At 49.5% G+C, this 19,949-nt stretch carries 14 protein-coding genes; 12 read left to right on the top strand and 2 right to left on the bottom strand.

Annotation, left to right across the window (positions count from 1 at the left end):
- Positions 1–370 precede the first annotated feature (370 nt).
- The 3 genes from K0036_RS17290 to K0036_RS17280 all read left to right on the top strand — a co-directional run bounded on the left by K0036_RS17290 (position 371) and on the right by K0036_RS17280 (position 8,883).
- Positions 371–4,246: a DNA-directed RNA polymerase subunit beta gene (locus tag K0036_RS17290; protein WP_025641730.1), complete on the top strand. Its 3,876-nt coding sequence runs from the start codon at positions 371–373 to the stop codon at positions 4,244–4,246.
- A 14-nt stretch (positions 4,247–4,260) separates the two neighbouring features.
- Entirely contained in the window at positions 4,261–7,893 is a 3,633-nt protein-coding gene (rpoC, locus tag K0036_RS17285; protein WP_025641733.1) for a DNA-directed RNA polymerase subunit beta', read from the top strand.
- Between the two features lie 138 nt (positions 7,894–8,031).
- Positions 8,032–8,883 (top strand): GGDEF domain-containing protein, encoded by an 852-nt coding sequence (locus tag K0036_RS17280; protein WP_220430265.1) that lies wholly within the window; start codon positions 8,032–8,034, stop codon positions 8,881–8,883.
- A 78-nt stretch (positions 8,884–8,961) separates the two neighbouring features.
- On the opposite strand, the gene K0036_RS17275 is transcribed toward K0036_RS17280, so the two are convergent.
- A complete protein-coding gene (locus K0036_RS17275) occupies positions 8,962–10,674 on the bottom strand; it encodes a sensor histidine kinase (RefSeq protein WP_220430264.1) in 1,713 nt (570 codons plus the stop codon).
- The gene (locus K0036_RS17270) at positions 10,671–11,417 is read right to left on the bottom strand and encodes a response regulator transcription factor (RefSeq protein ID WP_025641737.1); all 747 of its coding nucleotides are present in this window, start codon (positions 11,415–11,417) and stop codon (positions 10,671–10,673) included. The genes K0036_RS17275 and K0036_RS17270 overlap by 4 nt, the downstream gene beginning before the upstream one ends.
- Positions 11,418–11,686: 269 nt before the next feature.
- On the opposite strand from K0036_RS17270, the gene K0036_RS17265 reads away from it, so the two are divergent.
- The 9 genes from K0036_RS17265 (at position 11,687) to K0036_RS17225 (ending at position 19,863) form a co-directional block, all read left to right on the top strand.
- Positions 11,687–13,030 carry an ABC transporter substrate-binding protein gene (locus K0036_RS17265; protein WP_025641738.1) on the top strand — a complete coding sequence of 448 codons (1,344 nt, stop codon included), beginning with the start codon at positions 11,687–11,689 and terminating at the stop codon, positions 13,028–13,030.
- 27 nt (positions 13,031–13,057) lie between these two features.
- Positions 13,058–13,963, top strand: a complete 906-nt coding sequence (locus tag K0036_RS17260) for a carbohydrate ABC transporter permease (protein ID WP_025641739.1) — start codon at positions 13,058–13,060, stop codon at positions 13,961–13,963.
- Entirely contained in the window at positions 13,960–14,802 is an 843-nt protein-coding gene (locus K0036_RS17255; protein ID WP_220430263.1) for a carbohydrate ABC transporter permease, read from the top strand. Before K0036_RS17260 ends, K0036_RS17255 begins: the two co-directional genes overlap by 4 nt.
- Before the next feature lie 25 nt (positions 14,803–14,827).
- A complete protein-coding gene (locus K0036_RS17250) occupies positions 14,828–15,859 on the top strand; it encodes a Gfo/Idh/MocA family protein (RefSeq protein WP_004606389.1) in 1,032 nt (343 codons plus the stop codon).
- A 1-nt stretch (position 15,860) separates the two neighbouring features.
- Positions 15,861–16,829, top strand: coding sequence for an amidohydrolase family protein (locus tag K0036_RS17245; protein WP_173694126.1), 969 nt, complete (start codon positions 15,861–15,863; stop codon positions 16,827–16,829).
- 167 nt (positions 16,830–16,996) lie between these two features.
- Positions 16,997–17,209, top strand: a complete 213-nt coding sequence (locus tag K0036_RS17240; protein ID WP_004606387.1) for a FeoA family protein — start codon at positions 16,997–16,999, stop codon at positions 17,207–17,209.
- Positions 17,210–17,224: 15 nt separating this feature from the next.
- A complete protein-coding gene (locus tag K0036_RS17235) occupies positions 17,225–17,446 on the top strand; it encodes a FeoA family protein (protein ID WP_220430262.1) in 222 nt (73 codons plus the stop codon).
- A 22-nt stretch (positions 17,447–17,468) separates the two neighbouring features.
- Positions 17,469–19,652: a ferrous iron transport protein B gene (feoB, locus tag K0036_RS17230; protein WP_025641754.1), complete on the top strand. Its 2,184-nt coding sequence runs from the start codon at positions 17,469–17,471 to the stop codon at positions 19,650–19,652.
- Positions 19,653–19,674: 22 nt separating this feature from the next.
- On the top strand, positions 19,675–19,863 hold the full coding sequence (locus K0036_RS17225) for a FeoB-associated Cys-rich membrane protein (protein ID WP_025641756.1): 189 nt from the start codon (positions 19,675–19,677) through the stop codon (positions 19,861–19,863).
- Positions 19,864–19,949: the final 86 nt, after the last annotated feature.

The following is a 19,949-nucleotide window of genomic DNA, read 5'->3' as shown; positions in this document are numbered from 1 at the left end:
GATATTCAGAAAATATGAAATCTGTTTCTTCTATATTAATATAATTGTTGCGGCCATAACGGAATGATTTACAAGATAAAATATGGATTCATAAACAGAAGATCGGGATGAATTGAGGCGTTCGTGGCAAGACTCTTATGAAAGGAAGAAAAATGGAAAAAAGTAGAAGTGGAAGATATGAATAAAAATTTATATTAGCTGTTGACAAGCCCGAATTCTATGTGATATAGTAAAAAATGCGCTATTGTGGAAACTTATGCCATGATATCGCAAGGAATCGGCTCTTTCGGGCTGTTTCCGGTGATTTAGGCAATTTGTTATGGGCATCTCGTAGCCCAACCAAAAAATATATGAGGAGTGAAACGTCAATATGGAGAAAAACAGAATTCGTCCCATCAAAAGCGGAAAAAGTTCACGCATGAGCTATTCCAGACAAAAAGAAGTTCTTCAGATGCCGAACCTGATTGAGGTCCAGAAGGACTCTTACCAGTGGTTTCTGGATGAGGGGTTAAAAGAAGTATTTGATGATATTTCCCCGATTGCTGACTACAGTGGTCACTTAAGCCTGGAATTTGTTGATTTTACTTTGTGCGAGGATGACGTGAAGTACACGATTGAAGAGTGTAAAGAACGTGATGCGACTTACGCTGCGCCACTTAAGGTGAGAGTAAGACTTCACAACAAAGAAACAGACGAAATCAATGAGCATGAAATATTCATGGGCGATCTGCCGCTGATGACCAGCACCGGCACTTTCGTAATTAACGGGGCAGAGCGTGTAATCGTAAGCCAGCTAGTTCGTTCGCCGGGCATTTACTATGCGATCGCGCATGATAAGGTAGGTAAGAAACTGTATTCATCGACTGTGATTCCGAACCGTGGAGCATGGCTGGAATATGAGACGGATTCCAATGACGTTTTTTATGTACGTGTAGATAGAACAAGGAAGGTGCCGATCACGGTATTGATCCGTGCTATGGGATTTGGCACGAATCCGGAGATTGTTGAACTCTTTGGCGAAGAGCCGAAGATCATCGCAAGTTTTGAGAAGGATGCGGCGACCAATTATCAGGAAGGTCTTCTGGAACTATATAAGAAGATCCGCCCGGGCGAGCCTCTGGCAGTAGACAGTGCGGAGAGCCTGATTACCAGCATGTTCTTCGATCCTAGACGTTATGACCTCGCGAAAGTAGGAAGATATAAATTTAATAAGAAGCTGGCGCTTAAGAACCGTATCACAGGCCAGATTCTTGCAGAAGACGTTGCAAGCCCTCTGACGGGAGAGGTAATTGCCGAGGCTGGCACGAAGGTGACCAGGGAACTGGCAGACCAGATCCAGAATGCGGCAGTACCTTATGTGTGGATTGAAAGAGAGGATGAAGAAAGAAATATCAAAGTCCTTTCCAACATGATGGTTGACATTACCTCCATCGTAGATGTTGACCCGAAGGAAGTAGGGGTTACCGAACTGGTATATTACCCGGTTCTTGCTGGCATCCTGGAAGAGACTGCCGGCGATATTGACGAATTAAAGGATGCGATCAAGAGAGATATCCATGACCTGATTCCAAAGCATATTACGAAGGAGGATATCCTTGCGTCCATTAACTATAATATTCATCTGGAGTATGGGCTTGGCAATGATGACGATATCGACCACCTTGGTAACAGACGTATTCGCTCCGTAGGAGAATTATTACAGAATCAGTACAGAATCGGTCTTTCCAGGCTGGAAAGAGTGGTTAGGGAGAGGATGACGACCCAGGATCTGGAAGGCATCTCTCCACAGTCGCTGATCAATATCAAGCCTGTAACGGCTGCTGTAAAAGAGTTCTTTGGCTCTTCCCAGCTGTCGCAGTTCATGGACCAGAATAACCCGCTTGGCGAACTGACCCATAAGAGACGTCTGTCTGCCCTGGGCCCTGGCGGTCTGTCAAGAGACCGTGCCGGATTCGAGGTACGTGACGTACACTATTCGCATTACGGAAGAATGTGCCCGATCGAGACGCCTGAAGGGCCGAACATCGGCCTTATCAACTCCCTTGCTACTTATGCAAGGATTAACCAGTATGGCTTTATCGAGGCGCCATACCGCAAGATCAACCATGACGATCCGGCCAACCCGGTAGTTACGGAAGAAGTCGTATACATGACTGCCGATGAGGAAGACAATTATCACGTGGCGCAGGCCAATGAGCCTCTGGATGCGGAAGGACATTTTATCCACAAGAACGTATCCGGCCGCTACCGTGATGAGACCCAGGAATATGAGAGAAGAATGTTCGACTATATGGACGTTTCTCCGAAGATGGTATTCTCAGTAGCTACGGCGCTGATTCCTTTCCTGGAAAATGACGATGCCAACCGTGCGCTGATGGGATCCAACATGCAGCGTCAGGCAGTGCCGCTTCTTATGACGGAGGCTCCCGTAGTGGGGACCGGTATGGAAGAGAAGTCTGCGGTTGACTCCGGCGTATGCGTGATCGCGGAAACTGGCGGCGTGGTAGAGCGTTCTACGTCCACCGAGATTACGATCCGTCAGGATGACGGCAATCTGAAGAGATATAAGCTGATCAAGTTCCTTCGAAGCAACCAGAGCAACTGCTACAACCAGAGGCCGATCGTATTCAAAGGCGACCGGGTTGAGGCAGGGGACGTGATCGCGGACGGTCCGTCTACTTCCAATGGCGAGATGGCGCTTGGAAAGAACCCGCTGATCGGATTCATGACGTGGGAGGGCTACAATTATGAGGATGCCGTCCTGTTAAGCGAGAGACTGGTGCAGGAAGATGTCTATACTTCCGTGCATATCGAGGAATATGAGGCAGAAGCCCGTGATACCAAGCTGGGACCAGAAGAGATTACCCGTGATATTCCGGGAGTGGGCGATGATGCCCTTAAGAACCTGGATGAGAGAGGAATCATCCGTATTGGCGCAGAGGTACGCGCCGGCGATATCCTGGTAGGAAAGGTAACTCCAAAGGGAGAGACCGAACTGACCGCAGAGGAGAGGCTGCTTCGCGCGATCTTCGGCGAGAAGGCGCGGGAAGTAAGGGATACATCTCTTAAAGTGCCTCACGGAGAGTACGGTATTGTCGTAGATGCAAAGGTATTTACTAGAGATAACGGAGATGAACTGTCTCCAGGAGTGAACCAGGCAGTACGTATCTATATTGCTCAGAAGAGAAAGATCTCTGTCGGCGATAAGATGGCCGGACGTCACGGTAACAAGGGTGTAGTATCCCGCGTGCTTCCGGTGGAAGATATGCCGTTCCTGCCGAATGGACGTCCGTTAGATATCGTGCTGAACCCTCTTGGCGTGCCTTCCCGTATGAATATCGGGCAGGTATTGGAGATCCACCTGTCACTGGCTGCCAAAGCATTAGGATTCAACATTGCCACGCCTGTATTTGACGGGGCGGATGAGAATGATATTATGGATACGCTTGACCTGGCAAATGATTATGTCAACTTAAGCTGGGAAGAGTTTGAAGCAAAACATAAGGAAGAACTGCTTCCGGAAGTGCTTCAGTATCTGTCTGACAATAGAGAGCACAGGAAACTGTGGAAGGGCGTTCCGATATCCAGAGACGGCAAGGTCCGCCTGCGCGACGGACGTACCGGCGAGTATTTCGACAGCCCGGTTACCATCGGACACATGCACTACCTGAAGCTGCATCATCTGGTTGATGATAAGATTCACGCGCGTTCTACAGGACCATACTCTCTGGTAACGCAGCAGCCATTAGGCGGAAAGGCCCAGTTTGGCGGACAGCGTTTCGGAGAGATGGAAGTTTGGGCCCTGGAGGCGTATGGAGCATCCTACACGCTGCAGGAGATCCTGACTGTGAAGTCTGACGACGTTATCGGACGTGTAAAGACCTATGAAGCCATCATCAAGGGCGAGAATATACCGGAGCCGGGAATCCCGGAATCCTTTAAGGTGCTGTTGAAAGAACTGCAGTCATTGGGACTGGATGTACGCGTGCTCAGAGATGATAATACGGAAGTAGAGATCATGGAGACTGTCGACATGGGAGAGACAGATTTCCGCTCACTGATAGAGGGAGACAGAAAATATCATCAGGAAGACGACCTGGGAGCAAAAGGCTACACGGAACAGGAATTCCAGGGAGAAGAACTTGTGGATGTGGAAGAAGAGCCGGAAGAGGACGACTTCGAGATTGAGTTTGAAGAAACCGATGATGATGATTTTGAATTAGATGATTTGTCAGATGAAGAATAGGAAGGGGTGCCAGTATGCCAGAAAACAATAAGGAACAATCATATCAGCCAATGACTTTTGATGCGATCAAGATCGGTTTGGCATCACCTGAGAAGATTCTGGAATGGTCCAGAGGAGAAGTCACGAAGCCTGAGACGATTAACTATAGAACCCTGAAGCCGGAAAAGGACGGATTATTCTGCGAGAAGATATTCGGGCCTAGCAAAGACTGGGAGTGCCACTGTGGAAAGTATAAGAAGATACGCTATAAAGGCGTAGTCTGCGACCGCTGCGGCGTTGAAGTCACGAAAGCAAGCGTGAGACGTGAGCGTATGGGGCACATTGCTCTTGCGGCTCCGGTATCGCATATCTGGTACTTCAAGGGAATTCCAAGCCGTATGGGACTGATTCTGGATCTTTCCCCAAGAACCTTGGAGAAGGTGCTGTATTTCGCGTCCTATATCGTACTGGATAAGGGCGAGACAGACCTTCAGTATAAGCAAGTGTTATCCGAGCAGGAATACCAGGAGGCCAGAGAAGCATGGGGCAGCTCTTTCCGCGTAGGAATGGGTGCCGAGTCTATTAAGGAACTTCTGGAATCCATCGACTTGGATAAAGAATATACAGAATTGCAGGAAGGGCTTAAAGGAGCAACCGGACAGAAGCGCGCGAGAATCGTGAAGCGTCTGGAAGTTGTGGAAGCCTTCCGCGAATCAGGCAATAAGCCTGAGTGGATGATCATGACGGCGATCCCGGTAATTCCGCCGGATCTGCGTCCAATGGTACAGCTTGACGGCGGACGTTTCGCGACGTCTGACTTGAACGACCTGTACAGAAGGATCATTAACAGGAACAACCGTCTGAAACGCCTGCTGGAATTAGGCGCTCCGGACATTATCGTAAGAAACGAGAAGAGAATGCTGCAGGAGGCAGTGGACGCGCTGATCGACAACGGCCGCCGCGGCCGTCCGGTTACCGGACCTGGAAACAGGGCGCTTAAGTCCCTGTCAGATATGCTGAAAGGAAAGTCCGGACGTTTCCGTCAGAACCTGCTTGGAAAGCGTGTCGACTATTCCGGACGTTCGGTTATCGTCGTAGGGCCGGAACTTAAGATCTACCAGTGCGGCCTTCCAAAAGAGATGGCGATCGAGCTGTTTAAGCCATTCGTTATGAAGGAGCTGGTTCAGAATGGAACCGCCCACAATATTAAGAATGCCAAGAAGATGGTAGAGAGACTCCAGCCGGAAGTATGGGATGTGCTGGAAGACGTTATCAAGGAGCATCCGGTTATGCTGAACCGTGCCCCTACGCTCCACAGGCTGGGAATCCAGGCATTTGAGCCGATCCTGGTAGAAGGCAAGGCGATCAAGCTGCATCCATTGGTATGTACGGCCTACAATGCCGACTTTGATGGAGACCAGATGGCGGTCCATCTTCCGCTTTCCGTAGAGGCTCAGGCAGAATGCCGCTTCCTGCTCTTGTCGCCGAACAACCTTCTGAAGCCGTCAGACGGCGGACCGGTTGCCGTTCCTTCACAGGATATGGTACTTGGAATCTATTATCTGACGCAGGAAAGGCCTGGCGCAAAGGGAGAAGGAAAAGCATTCAAGAGTGTCAATGAAGCAATCCTTGCTTATGAGAACGAGGCAATTACCCTGCATTCACGCATTAAGGTGCGCGTATCAAAGGTTATGCCGGACGGAGAAGAAGTGTCAGGAACCATCGAGTCTACACTGGGAAGATTCATTTTTAATGAGATCATTCCACAGGATCTTGGATTTGTAGACCGTGAAGTGGAAGAGAACAAGCTGCTTCTGGAAGTCGATTTCCATGTAGGCAAGAAACAGTTAAAGCAGATCCTTGAAAAAGTTATCAATACCCATGGCTCTACAGCGACGGCAGAAGTGCTGGATGCGGTAAAGGCCATTGGATACAAGTATTCTACAAGAGCAGCCATGACCGTATCGATTTCTGATATGACCGTGCCTCCGCAGAAGCCGGAGATGATCCAGCAGGCGCAGGATACGGTGGATAAGATTACGAAGAACTTCAAGCGTGGCCTGATAACAGAGGAAGAGCGTTATAAGGAGGTCGTAGAGACCTGGAAAGCGACGGACGATGCCCTTACTGAGGCGCTGCTGTCCGGTCTTGATAAGTATAACAACATCTTCATGATGGCCGATTCCGGAGCCCGTGGTTCTGATAAGCAGATCAAGCAGCTTGCCGGAATGCGTGGACTTATGGCGGATACGACGGGACGTACCATCGAGCTGCCGATCAAGTCTAACTTCCGTGAAGGACTTGACGTATTGGAGTACTTCATGTCTGCCCACGGCGCACGTAAAGGTCTGTCAGATACGGCCCTGCGTACAGCCGATTCCGGATACCTGACCAGGCGTCTGGTTGACGTATCCCAGGAACTGATCATCCATGAAGTCGACTGCGTAGAAAAGGGAGCCGAACTTCCGGGAATGTATGTAAAAGCATTCATGGATGGCAATGAAGAGATTGAAAGCCTGCAGGAGCGTATTACAGGACGCTACCTGTGCGAGAATATCGTAGATAAGGATGGAAACGTTCTGGTGAAGGCAAACCATATGGTTACGCCGAAGCGCGCGGAACTCATTATGAAGAAGGGCGTGGATGAAAAAGGCCAGCCATTGACCAAGATCAAGATCCGTACCATCCTCACCTGCAGATCCCACAGCGGCGTCTGCGCGAAGTGCTACGGAGCCAATATGGCGACCGGAGAGCCGGTACAGGTGGGAGAGGCTGTCGGCATCATCGCTGCCCAGTCTATCGGAGAGCCGGGTACCCAGCTGACCATGCGTACGTTCCATACCGGAGGCGTTGCCGGTGACGATATCACACAAGGTCTTCCTCGTGTCGAAGAGTTGTTTGAGGCAAGAAAGCCGAAGGGACTTGCGATTATCACAGAGTTTGCGGGAACGGCCAATATTAATGATACGAAGAAGAAGCGCGAAATTATCGTAACCAACCATGAGACGGGCGAATCTAAGGCATATCTGATTCCTTATGGTTCCAGGATCAAGGTTCAGGACGGCGCGGAACTGGAAGCCGGCGATGAGCTGACCGAAGGTAGCGTTAATCCGCATGACATCCTTAAGATCAAGGGACTGCGGGCAGTACAGGATTACATGATCCAGGAAGTACAGCGCGTATACCGTCTGCAAGGTGTTGAGATCAATGATAAGCATATCGAGGTTATCGTGCGCCAGATGCTGAAGAAGGTTCGCATCGAGGAAGCCGGAGATACGGAGTTCCTGCCGGGAACGAACGTTGACAGGCTGATCTTCGAAGATGTAAATAATGAACTTGAAAAAGAGGGAAAAGAGCCTGCAACCGGAGAGCAGATCATGCTTGGTATTACCAAGGCCTCTCTGGCAACCAACTCCTTCTTGTCAGCCGCATCCTTCCAGGAGACCACCAAGGTTCTTACGGAAGCAGCGATCAAGGGCAAGGTTGACCCGCTGATCGGCCTGAAAGAGAACGTCATCATCGGTAAGCATATACCGGCTGGTACTGGTATGAGAAAATACCGTGACATCAAGCTGGATACGGAGTTATCTCTGGATGACGACATCGTTCTTGATGAGGACATTGAGGAAGTGGAAATAGAAGAAGAACTCGAAACAGTAGAAGAATAAAGACGATAGAAGGCCCCGGATGCCAGCAGGAATTCCGGGGCCTTCTTGCTTTTTGCCTCTTTGTGGGATATAATATAACAATTAAGACCTGTACGTTAGGAAAAGGCTGAGAATGATAGATAGGATAAGGAGCTGGCTATGAATAGGCAGGAAGTATCTTTATTGATAGATGAATTGAAATTGGTATTTGACATTGTAAGGCTGGTAGATGTGACCAGGACTCTCGAATGCTCCATCGACAGCAATGGCGAGATCACAAGGGAGCCTTACGAATGCTATGCCGTATGGCGTAAGGATAGAAGATGCGAAAACTGTATATCCTCCAAGGCATTTGCCAAGAAGTCGCAGATGGCAAAGTACGAGTTTGTAGATAATGAAGTATACTATGTAATGTCAAAGTACATTGAGGTGGACGAGGAGCCATATGCCCTTGAGATGGTGACAAAGGTTACGGACGAGACGCTATTTGACGCTTATGGAAAGAACGAATTTGTAGACACCATTACCAACCTGAATAGCAGGCTTTATACCGATTCCCTGACGGGTACCTATAATCGTCGGTATTATGATGAGCAGGTAAAAGGCATGATTCACATGGTCGATGGATTTGCGCTGGTCGATGTAGACAATTTCAAATATGTCAACGACAGGTACGGCCATGAGGTTGGCGACCTGGCGCTTAGGAAGATTGGAGAGATCCTGATGTCCTCGACGAGAAAGGTGGATACGGTGATCCGTTACGGCGGAGATGAGTTCTTTATCGTATTCAGCGAGATTCCGGCAGAAGTGCTGAAGACAAGGATAGAGGATATAAGAGAGGCGGTGGAATCGGTTTCGTTCGAGGGATATCCGGAACTGAGACTGTCCGTCAGCATAGGCGCGATTCATAACAGCGGCGTGATGAAAGACATTCTGGGAAAGGCGGACCAGGCCATGTACAAGGCAAAGAAGGAAAAGAACAAGGTCTGCTTTATCGAGGAAAACTGTTAGAAGCAGGTTGGACTATATAGGGAAATATTATGCCTCCAGGCAGTTGGATCAAGGAACTGCCTGGAGGCTTTTGTAATATCAGGAGCCATCTGGCTGCCTGGCATTCAGGCGGATGGTGACCAAGGTATCGGACGGCCTGCTTAGAATGCTGATTCCATATTCTGTCCCTTCATATAGGCGGATCTTATTGTGGATATTGATGATGCCGAGGCCTTTGGCTTCGTTGAAGGTGGCATTGATGTCGCTGGGAATATCCTGGGACAGCAGTTCCTCCAGTTCTTTTAATGTAACTTCGTCAAACCCGATGCCATTATCCTGGATGGTAATGAACAGGCCGTCCCCCTCCCGAAAGGTCCGTATATGGATGAAGCCATTATCTTCGATGGATTCCAGGCCATGGAAGATGGAGTTCTCCACCAATGGCTGCAGAATCATCTTGGGTATCTTGCACTTTTTCGTATCCTCGGCAATCTCCAGGCTGTAAGTGATCTTATCCTGAAAACGCACCCGGATCATATAGAGATACTTGTCTATAATGCTCAGCTCGTCTTCCAGGTATACCAGAAATGCTCCCTTGATAGAATAGCGGAACAGGTCTGCCATGTTGGTGCAGATCTGGGCGACCTCCCGGATTCCGTGCATCAGTGAGATGCCTCTCATACATTGGAGCATGTTGTAGAGGAAATGTGGATTAATCTGGCTCTGATAGGCGTAGAGCTGCGTCTGCTTTTTGCTCAGCTCCATCTCATACAGCCTTGCCTGGGAGGCGATGTTGTGCTGATTGAGAGAGTAAACTCTCTCTAGTAGCGTATTTACATGGGAGGCGATGGAGCCGATCTCATTCTTGAGCGAAGTACGTATCTGCGGCTTGTCATGCTCATAATCGATAGCTTCGATTTCCTGATTCAGCTTATGGATAGGCCTGATTATAATGTGGTGCACGGCAAAGGCAATATAAGCCAGGTAGAATAAGGACAGCAGGGCGAACAGTATAAGGGGGCCGGACCGGCTGTCATTGAGAAGGCTGACCTGGCTGGCATATGCAGTGCCATCCACAGACAGATTGGTGTTCGGAATGCGAAGCGTCTCTTCATATGTCTTAGGATTGGGAATCTCCTGCTTCGGCAGCGTATAATTGTTGGAATACAAGATTTTTCGGCTTGCCTCATCCTTAATCTGCAGTTGCATATCAGAAGTGGAGTTCACCAGCTTGCTTAGGGTCTCCGTCTTACAGATAATGGCGATGTTCCCAATATATTTTCCAAAATCCTCAGAAAATGTGGTCATAAAAACGGGGCTGAAATACATCAGGAAAGGCTCGCGGGTGGCAGGCTGTATATAGAACTCAAAGTAACTCTGCTTATTCATGGCAGAGTTGCGAAAACGTTCTACGGTAAAGTTCTCCATGTCGGCGGGAATATAGCTGATCATGCTGGTTGGCGAATTCTTATCCCATACGATGATGTCCACCAGATCCGGCGTATAGGACTGGGACATGCCGATCAAGTCAGAGAAAGACTGGCGCTGCAGCTGATGGGTGTCTGTGGAGGCGCTTTGAAGATAGGACTGGGTCTCCTGCTTGGAAGAGAACATGGTGGAGGTCTTCTTCATGCTGGTTGCCATAGAGGCTATATTGATCTCGATGTTGTCGAGAGTAGTGCTGCAATAGCGTTTCAGGCTCTGGCTCTGATCCCTGCGGATCTCTGTGATAATATAGTAATTGGTTGCCAGTATGAGGATGAGCGGGATCAGAAGAATGGCGACAAACTGGCTTGATAAGGATTTTTTCATTGGCTGCTCTCCTTTGTGGCTGAGAATAGTTTGCGATATTCCTTGGGGGAGTAGGTGCACTGCTTTTTAAAGACTTTGCTGAAGTAGAAGTAGTCGCTATAGCCAACCAGGGAGGCTACCTGCTCCAGGGAATAGGAACTGTTCTTAAGGAGAGACTGGGCCTCGTTTATCCGCAGTTCCGTCAAATGCTGGGAGAAGGTCTTGTCCAAGTATTTGGAGAATAGGGAGCAGCAGTAATTGGGATTCATATCAAACTCTGCGGCCAGAGATTTCAAGGTAATTTTTTCCGAAAAATGAGTGTTCATATAGTTCAATATTTTCTCGAAATTATTGTCAATGTAGGTGGGAAGTTCCGGGACCGCGCCGCGCTTATCCAGGGATTCACGGACTCTTTTCAGGCACAGGGCCGTCTCGTCGGGGTTCAGAGGCTTCAGGCAATATCCGGCGACTCCGTAGGCAATCGCCTCCTTGGCGTAGGAGAAATCGCTGTATCCGCTGACGACGATGAATTCGCAGCTGATATGCTGCTGCCTGACCTTTTGCATTAGTTCAAGACCGGTCATGCCAGGCATCCGGATGTCTGTAATGACAAGATCCGGCTTCTTTGCCACGATTGCGGGCAGCGCTTTTTGCGGCGTACGGAAGGAGTCAATAATCTCAAATCCCATATCATCTAGTGCAAATGTCTGCTCAATATCTACAATTGTCCAAGGCTCATCATCGATTATAATCACTTTGTACATTAAAACTCCTCCCTTCCGTAATACATGCCTCTTCCGGGAGGCGTGCTTACGCACGTCTAAGTATACATGATTCGGGGAGAGATGTGCAATAGATATGTGGAAATGTTAAGAAAATATCAAACGATGAGGGCGAAAAAAACCAGTTATCAGATAAAATGTAAAATGCTCATAAAATAACACACTCAAACTGAGGAATTTACATTTTATATAAAAGTAGAAATTTATATAATTTTAATCAGAGGAAACCTATTAGAAAAGGAGGAAAGGTTATGAAAAAAAGAATGCGGTTACTCTCGGTACTGCTGTGCGTTGCTATGGTTGCAGGATTATCTGCATGCGGCAGCAAAAAGGAAGACAAGGGGGAGGCCAAGAACGACGGGAAGATCAAGCTTACATTTTCTACATCTGTGTATGTAGAGGAGCCACACCAGAAAGCGATCGATGCCTTGCTGGAGGCTTACAACAAGAAAAATCCAGACGTTGAGATCGAGATCTTAGGCGCAGGATACGACGGATATTGGGACAACATCACGACAGAGATCCTGGCGAACAACGAAAGCGACATGATCCAGGTGTATCCGGAGAACATCTCCACCTATCATGCCATCAGGGAGGATGGCACGTTCATCGATCTGTCAGACTACATGAGCGATGAATTGAAGGGTAAGTTGGTAGGACAAGATATGTGCGATGTGAATGGGGAGACGCTGGCGATCTCCAGTTATGCATGGGGAACCACAGGTATCTTCTACCGCAAATCCATGCTTGAGGATGCAGGAGTCGATCCAGAGTCTATCAAGACACAGGAAGATTTCCGTGAGGCATGCGCGAAGTTCACGAAAGACGGCAAGTACGCCATGGGCGTCGTATCCGGAACTCACGCGTTTACCGTAAGCGAGTGGAGCCGTCTGATCGCAAGGCCGGTATCCGGCGGACTGTACTTCCCGAACGGAGAGTCAGAGCCATATACGGCGGACAATGTCAATGTCAATGCGCCTGAAAACGTATGGGCAGCCCAGTGGTGGCAGGACTTCATACTGAAGGACAAGGCTGCGAAGCTGGTAACCGATAAGAAGGATTCCAGAGAGATGTTCTGGAACGGCGAAGTTCCGTTCAACATGGATGGCCCATGGTTCGTGGGAATGTCCAAGGAAAGAGATGAGTCCCTGATGGATGATATCGGAATCATTCCACAGTTTGATGTGACCTATGAGGGAGAGACCTATAAGCCAAATCCGACCAACTATCCGCTGGTAACCATGATCAGCAAGAACTGCGAGCATCCGGATGAAGCATACGCATTCCTGGAGTGGATGACTACGGATGAGGCCCAGGCGCTGATCGCGGACTGCGGAATGATCCCAAGCAATACCGATTACTCCACCAGCGACGAGTACATCAAGAACCATGAGTTAGAATATGCCATCGTAGGCTTCATGCAGAATAATTACGCAGAACTGATCGCAGACCCGAATATTGCCCAGCTAGGAGAGATCTCCCAGGTAATGCTGGATGCGGCGCAGAAGATGTTCTCAGAGCAGGCGGCGGACGTACAGACCGAGATGGATAATGCGCAGAAGCAGATCGAGGAAGTAATGAGCAGGCAGGAATAAGAAAACTACACAGGGAGTGGTCCATAGATGAACATAAGTAAAAAGAGAAAAATTAAAAAGAAAATGGAGCCCTATGCCTTCCTGGTACCGCTGCTTCTGATCATCCTGGTATTTCTCATCGTTCCCATCGTAAAGGCTGCGATCATGAGCTTCCAGTACTATTACATAGCGAAGCCGTCCTCAGCCGGAAACTATTTTGTGGGACTTAAGAACTATCAGGCAGTGCTGGGGGATGATTATTTCTTCAATTCCGTAAAGGTAACGCTGATCTACATCGTGGTGACCGTGCTGGGAAGATATGTGCTGGGATTCATAACGGCATTGCTTTTGAATACCAAATTTCTTGGAAGAGGCCTTGCCAGGGCGCTGATCATCATCCCATGGGCCATTCCGGAAGTCGTAGCATGCCTGGTCTGGATTCTGATGTACGACCAGGACTATGGAATCATTAATTTCCTGCTGAACAATGCGGGAATCCTGTCGAAGAACATCGCATATCTGCAGGATGTCTCGGTTGCCTTGCCGGCGGCAATGGTTGTCAACATATGGAAGGGATTCCCCTTCGTGGCGATCATGCTTCTGGCAGGCATGCAAAGCGTCTCGTCAGACCTGTACGAGGCAGCCGATATTGATGGGGCAACCACGTTCCAGAAGATACGCTACATTACGGTTCCATCCATCAAGTCCGTGTCTACTATCGTATTCCTGCTGCTAATCATCTGGACGATCAAAGACTATGCGATCGCCTATGTATTGACCAAGGGCGGGCCGTCGAGGGCGACGGAGCTACTGACGATCTATGTGCAGCAGACTGGATTTAAGTACTTTGACTTTGGTAAGGCCGCTGCCGCAGGAATGCTCATGCTGCTGGTATCGCTGGTATTTACATTCTTCTATTTCAAGGTTGTGAATCGGGGGGAGGATGAGGCATGAAAAAGAAAAACGGCAGAAAAATAATAACGGTAATCCTGGTGATCATCGTATGCATATTCGCGCTATTTCCATTTGTTTGGATGATATCCACCTCCTTCAAGCCGGCGCAGGAAGTGTATAGCAGCACGCCAAGCTTCGTACCGAAGAATCCGACGGCTAACGGCTATGAAGAGATGCTTACCACCAAGTCCACCACGTTCGACTTCATGCAGTGGACGGTGAACAGTGTCATCGTATCGTTGCTTACCACGCTGTTTTCCATGGTAATCGCTACTTTGGGAGGCTATGGAATCTCAAGATTCCGGTTCCGGGGCAGGAACGCGCTTTCCTACATCATACTGACAACCCAGGTACTTCCAGGATCGCTGCTGATCATACCGCTTTATATTATCATGGGCAACATGCAGCTTCTGGATACCAGGATGGGACTGGTTATGGCTTACGCCACATTCTCCGTTCCGTTCTGTACCTGGATGATGAAGGGCTTCTTCGATTCCATACCGGTATCCCTTGAGGAGGCGGCAAAGGTGGACGGGGCCGGAAGATTCCGGTGCTTCGCTACCGTGGTCATGCCCCTTACCATTCCGGGGCTGGTAGCCACGGGGCTGTTCTCCTTCATCACTGGATGGAATGAGTACCTGTTTGCAAGCACATTTATGAAGAGTTATGAGAACTGGACGCTGCCAATCGGAATTGCCAGCTTCCAGGGGCAGTACGCTACCAACTGGGGAACGCTTATGGCTGGGGCGGTTCTGATCACGATACCTGTAGTCATATTGTTCCTGGCGCTTCAGAAGCATCTGGTGGGCGGAATGACTGCCGGAGCAGTGAAACAATAATGGAAAGAAAAGAGGATGAATAGTCATGGAAATGAAACAGATTAGAATGGGCATCGTAGGTGCCGGAACCTGGGGCGAGACACATGCCTCCATCTATGCGGAGCATCTGTTTGCGGATCCGGTGGCCATCTGCGACATGAATGAAGAAAGAGCGCGGGCCATAGCCGACAAATATGGCATCCGCAAAGTATATACGGACTACCATGACCTGGCGGCGGATGAGGAAGTGGACGCGGTTGCGATCGTTACCCCTGACTTTGCCCATGCGGATATCGCGGTGGCCATGGCGGACGCAAAGAAGAATATACTGATCGAGAAGCCGCTGGCAACCACGAAGGAAGATATCGCAAGGATCTGCGAGGCAGTCAACAGAAACCAGGTGCGCTGCATGGTGGATCTGCACAACCGCTGGAACCCGCCGTTTAACACGGCAAAGCAGGAGATCTCCTCCGGCAAGCTGGGAACGCCGTATACCGCTTATATCCGTCACAGCGACGTAAAGTGGGTGGCCACAGACATGCTGTCCTGGGCCTCCAAATCTTCGATCCTGTGGTTCTTAGGAAGCCACAGCCTGGATTCCCTCAGATGGCTGTTTGACGACGAGGTAAAAAGGGTGTATTCTGTGAAAAAAGAAGGCATATTAAAGGAATTAGGCGTGGATACCCCGGACATCTATCTGACAACCATCGAATTCGAGAAGGGCGGAGTGGCCCATATGGAAAACGGGTGGGTGACGCCCAATGGCAACCGCAATATCAATGATTTCCGCTGCAGCGTCATGTGCACGGAAGGCATGATCAGCCTGGATCTTTCCAGCCACAATCTGATTGAAGAGGTGACGGAAGAGAAGGCAAGCGTGCCGGATATCCTTGTATCCAATATGGTATTCGACCGCTGCAAGGGACTGTCCTATGAAAGCATCCGCGATTTCGTGGACCGCCTGGTAGACGGCAGAGAGTTCCGGGTGACGCTGGAAGACGCGAGAAAGACGGCGCTGGCGATCATTGCTATCCACGAATCCGCAGATACAGGCCTTCCAGTAGAGGTGGAATACTAAGATGATTGATGGACACATTCACTATGCAGACAGTTTGGAGGCCGAGAGGCTGCGGTACATAATTGAGGCTTATGGCTTAAGCGGCGTAGCGCTTCAGTGCATTCCAAAAGGCGGAAAGATACCGGTGGAAGAGGATGCTTTCTCATTCAAGCGGCAAAGCAGCGTGCCGGTATACATATTCGGAGGGCTGGACAGAAGGATATTCTCCCTGTCCTCTGGCCGGATGGCGGAAGCACTTCCCAGCGAAATCGACCGTCTGATGACAATGGGCTGCGACGGCATCAAGATGCTGGAAGGAAAGCCCAACGTGCGCAAGGAATACCCTATTCCGGATTTTGACGACGAGATCTGGGAGGAATATTGGGACGTGCTGGAGAAGCGGCAGATTCCGGTATACATGCATGTGAACGACCCGGAAGAATTCTGGGATGAGAGCAAAGTGTCCGAATATGCCAGGAAAGCCGGATGGTTTTATGACGAAACCTATGTAAATAATGAGGATCAGTACAGGCAGATGCAGGAAGTATTAAAGAGGCATCCACGGCTTCGCATTCTGTTTCCGCATTTCTTCTTCCTGTCAAAAGACTTGGGAAGGCTGGCCGCTATATTTGACCGGTATCCGAATGTACATACGGATGTAACGCCTGGGATAGAGTTATACTACAACCTTTCCGACCAGGAAGAGGAGGCGAAGGCCTTTTTCGCAAAGTATCAGGATCGGATCTGCTTTGGAACGGACATCGGCGCAAGGTCTCTGATCTACGAGGAGCCGATTCCCTTATCTATAGAAGAAAGCCGGTCAAGGCTTGAACTGACAACCCGTTTTCTGGAAGAGAAAGGGGATTATATCCTTTCTCCCGACGGCTATTATTTTACAGAGGGCAAAGAGCGCCTGATGCATGGGCTAGGTCTGACGCCGGAGATCCTCAAGAAGATTTATCATGACAATTTCTTAAAATTTATTTCGTAATATATTTACCTCAAAAGCAAGGGGAAGAAGCGTTTTTATGCTTCTTCCCCTTGCTTTTCGATGAGTATTGCAACAAAATTATAAAATACACTATTGACAACGGTTCTCAATTGACATATAATACCAATGTAAATGATAATCAAAATCAATACAGATAAGGAGTGATCATGATGCCACTGACAATGCTGAATTCTGGAGAGACGGCTGAAATCAAGCGGATCAAGGGACGGGACGACGTGAAGCGGTTCCTTGAGAATCTGGGGTTTGTAACAGGCGAGGAAGTGAGAGTCGTATCAAGCAATGAGGGGAACATCATTGTGCAGGTGAAGGACTCCAGAGTCGCGGTCAGCAAAGGGATTGCGAATAAGATCATGATATAGGAGGAAGCGGTAAGGATGCGGACATTGAAAGACATTAAATGCAACCAGAGCGTATCTGTCGTAAAGCTGCACGGCGAAGGGGCGGTAAAACGCAGAATTATGGATATGGGCATTACAAAAGGAACCCAGGTATTCGTCAGAAAGGTAGCGCCTCTGGGAGACCCGGTAGAGGTGACGGTGCGGGGCTATGAACTTTCTTTGAGGAAAGTGGATGCCCAGATGATCGAAGTACAGTAAAGAGATTACAGGAGGAATGAAAATGGGAGTGAAGATAGCGCTTGCCGGCAACCCGAACAGTGGAAAGACTACGTTATTTAACGCGCTCACCGGATCCAATCAGTTTGTCGGAAACTGGCCGGGGGTAACGGTGGAGAAAAAGGAAGGAAGGCTAAAAGACGACAAGGACGTCACGGTGACAGACCTGCCGGGCATCTATTCCCTGTCCCCATACACATTAGAAGAAGTGGTTGCGAGAAACTATTTGATCGGACAGCGTCCCGACGCGATATTGAATATCGTGGACGGAACCAATCTGGAACGCAATCTGTATCTGAGTACCCAGCTGATGGAACTTGGCATACCAGTAGTCATGGCGGTCAACATGATGGACGTGGTGAAAAAGTCAGGCGACCAGATTAATACGAAGATACTGTCTGAGAAATTAGGCTGCGAAGTGGTATCTATATCAGCGCTTAAAGGAGAAGGCATCAAAGAGGCCGCGTCCAAAGCGGTGCGGCTTGCCAGGGCGAACGGCGTAGCTGCGCCGGTGCATGAATTTGCTCCTGAGGTGGAGGCGGCTCTGGATGAGATTGAGACGATGCTGACAGAAGTCCCCGAGGAGCAGAAACGGTTTTACGCGATCAAACTGTTTGAGCGGGACGACAAGATCGAGGAACAGCTGAAACGTGTGCCGGAAGTAGAAGGCATCATCGCCGCCGTGGAAAAGGAATATGACGACGATGCAGAGAGCATCATTACGAACGAGCGTTACAATTACATAGCATCTGTGATCCGTGACAGCCTTGTAAAGGCGCGGAAAGAAAAGTTGACGACATCGGATAAGATTGATAGAATTGTTACAAACCGGTGGCTTGCGCTTCCGATATTCGCGGCTGTGATGTGGCTCGTATATTACGTGTCCGTCTCAACGGTAGGCACTTGGGCGACAGACTGGGCCAATGACGGGCTATTCGGAGATGGGTTCCGCCTGTTTGGAAGGGATGTTCCGGGAATTCCCGTTATCATCGGCAACGCCCTTGACGCCGTCAACTGCGTGGGATGGCTTCAGAGCCTGATTCTTGACGGGATTGTAGCGGGCGTGGGCGCGGTGCTTGGATTCGTTCCGCAGATGCTGGTGCTGTTTATCTTCCTGGCGTTTCTGGAAGCCTGCGGCTATATGGCAAGAGTTGCATTCATTATGGACCGGATCTTCCGCAAGTTCGGCCTGTCCGGCAAGTCCTTCATCCCGATGCTGATCGGCACAGGGTGCGGCGTGCCGGGGATCATGGCATCCAGGACGATTGAGAACGATCGGGATCGCAAGATGACCATTATGACGACCACGTTCATCCCATGCGGCGCCAAGCTGCCGATCATTGCCCTTATTGCGGGCGCGCTGTTCGGCGGAGCCTCCTGGGTTGCGCCTAGCGCATACTTTGTGGGCATCGCGGCAATCATCTGCTCGGGAATCATCCTGAAGAAGACCAGGATGTTTGCGGGAGAGCCGGCCCCCTTTGTCATGGAACTTCCGGCCTACCATATGCCAACCGTAGGAAACGTGCTAAGAAGCATGTGGGAACGGGGCTGGTCTTTCATTAAGAAGGCGGGAACGATCATCCTTTTATCCACCATCTTCATCTGGTTTGCCTCCAATTTTGGCATGGCAGACGGACGCTTTGGCATGGTGGAAGACCTAAGCGACGGTTTCCTTGCGGCGATCGGAAGAGGGATTGCATGGATCTTTGCGCCGCTTGGCTGGGGAGACTGGAAATCAGCGGTGGCAGCGATCACCGGGCTGGTGGCAAAAGAGAACGTGGTGGGAACCTTTGGCATCCTCTATGGATTCGCGGAAGTCGCGGAAGATGGGGCAGAAGTATGGGGAACCCTCGCGGCAAGCATGACGGCTGTGGCGGCCTATTCGTTCCTCGTATTCAACCTTCTGTGCGCGCCTTGCTTTGCGGCCATGGGCGCGATCAAGCGGGAGATGAACAATGCCAAGTGGTTCTGGTTCGCGATCGGATATCAGACGCTTCTGGCTTATGCGGTGTCCTTATGCGTATTCCAGTTCGGAAGCCTCCTTGCCGGCGGCGGTTTTACAGCTGGCACTGTGGCAGCGGTTCTTATACTGGCAGGGTTCCTGTATCTGCTTCTGCGGCCCTATAAGGAGAGCGCCACACTGAATGTAAATATATCAAGCGTGCGAGCCAAAAAGGCGAAGGCATAGTTAAGAGAAAGAAGGAAAAGACATGGCATTAGCGGCAATCAGCGGTATACTATCAACAACTGTCCTGGGAGGAATCATTCTTGCAATCGTAGTACTCATCCTGCGAAGCATGTGGAAGAAGAAAAAGGCAGGGGGGTCCTGCGGATGCGGCTGTGGCTGCAGCGGTTGCGTGCACAGCTGCCATACCAAGACGATTGATGATATAAAATAACCGGGAAATGGAATAAGATTTGCCGATTATAGGCAGAATAGAATAATGAATCAGTGGAAATCGGTGGTATTCTTACTGCCGATTTT

It is taken from the genome of [Clostridium] scindens, from assembly GCF_019597925.1.
Taxonomy (GTDB): Bacteria; Bacillota; Clostridia; order Lachnospirales; family Lachnospiraceae; genus Clostridium_AP.
This window is presented reverse-complemented; position numbering and strand designations above follow the sequence as displayed.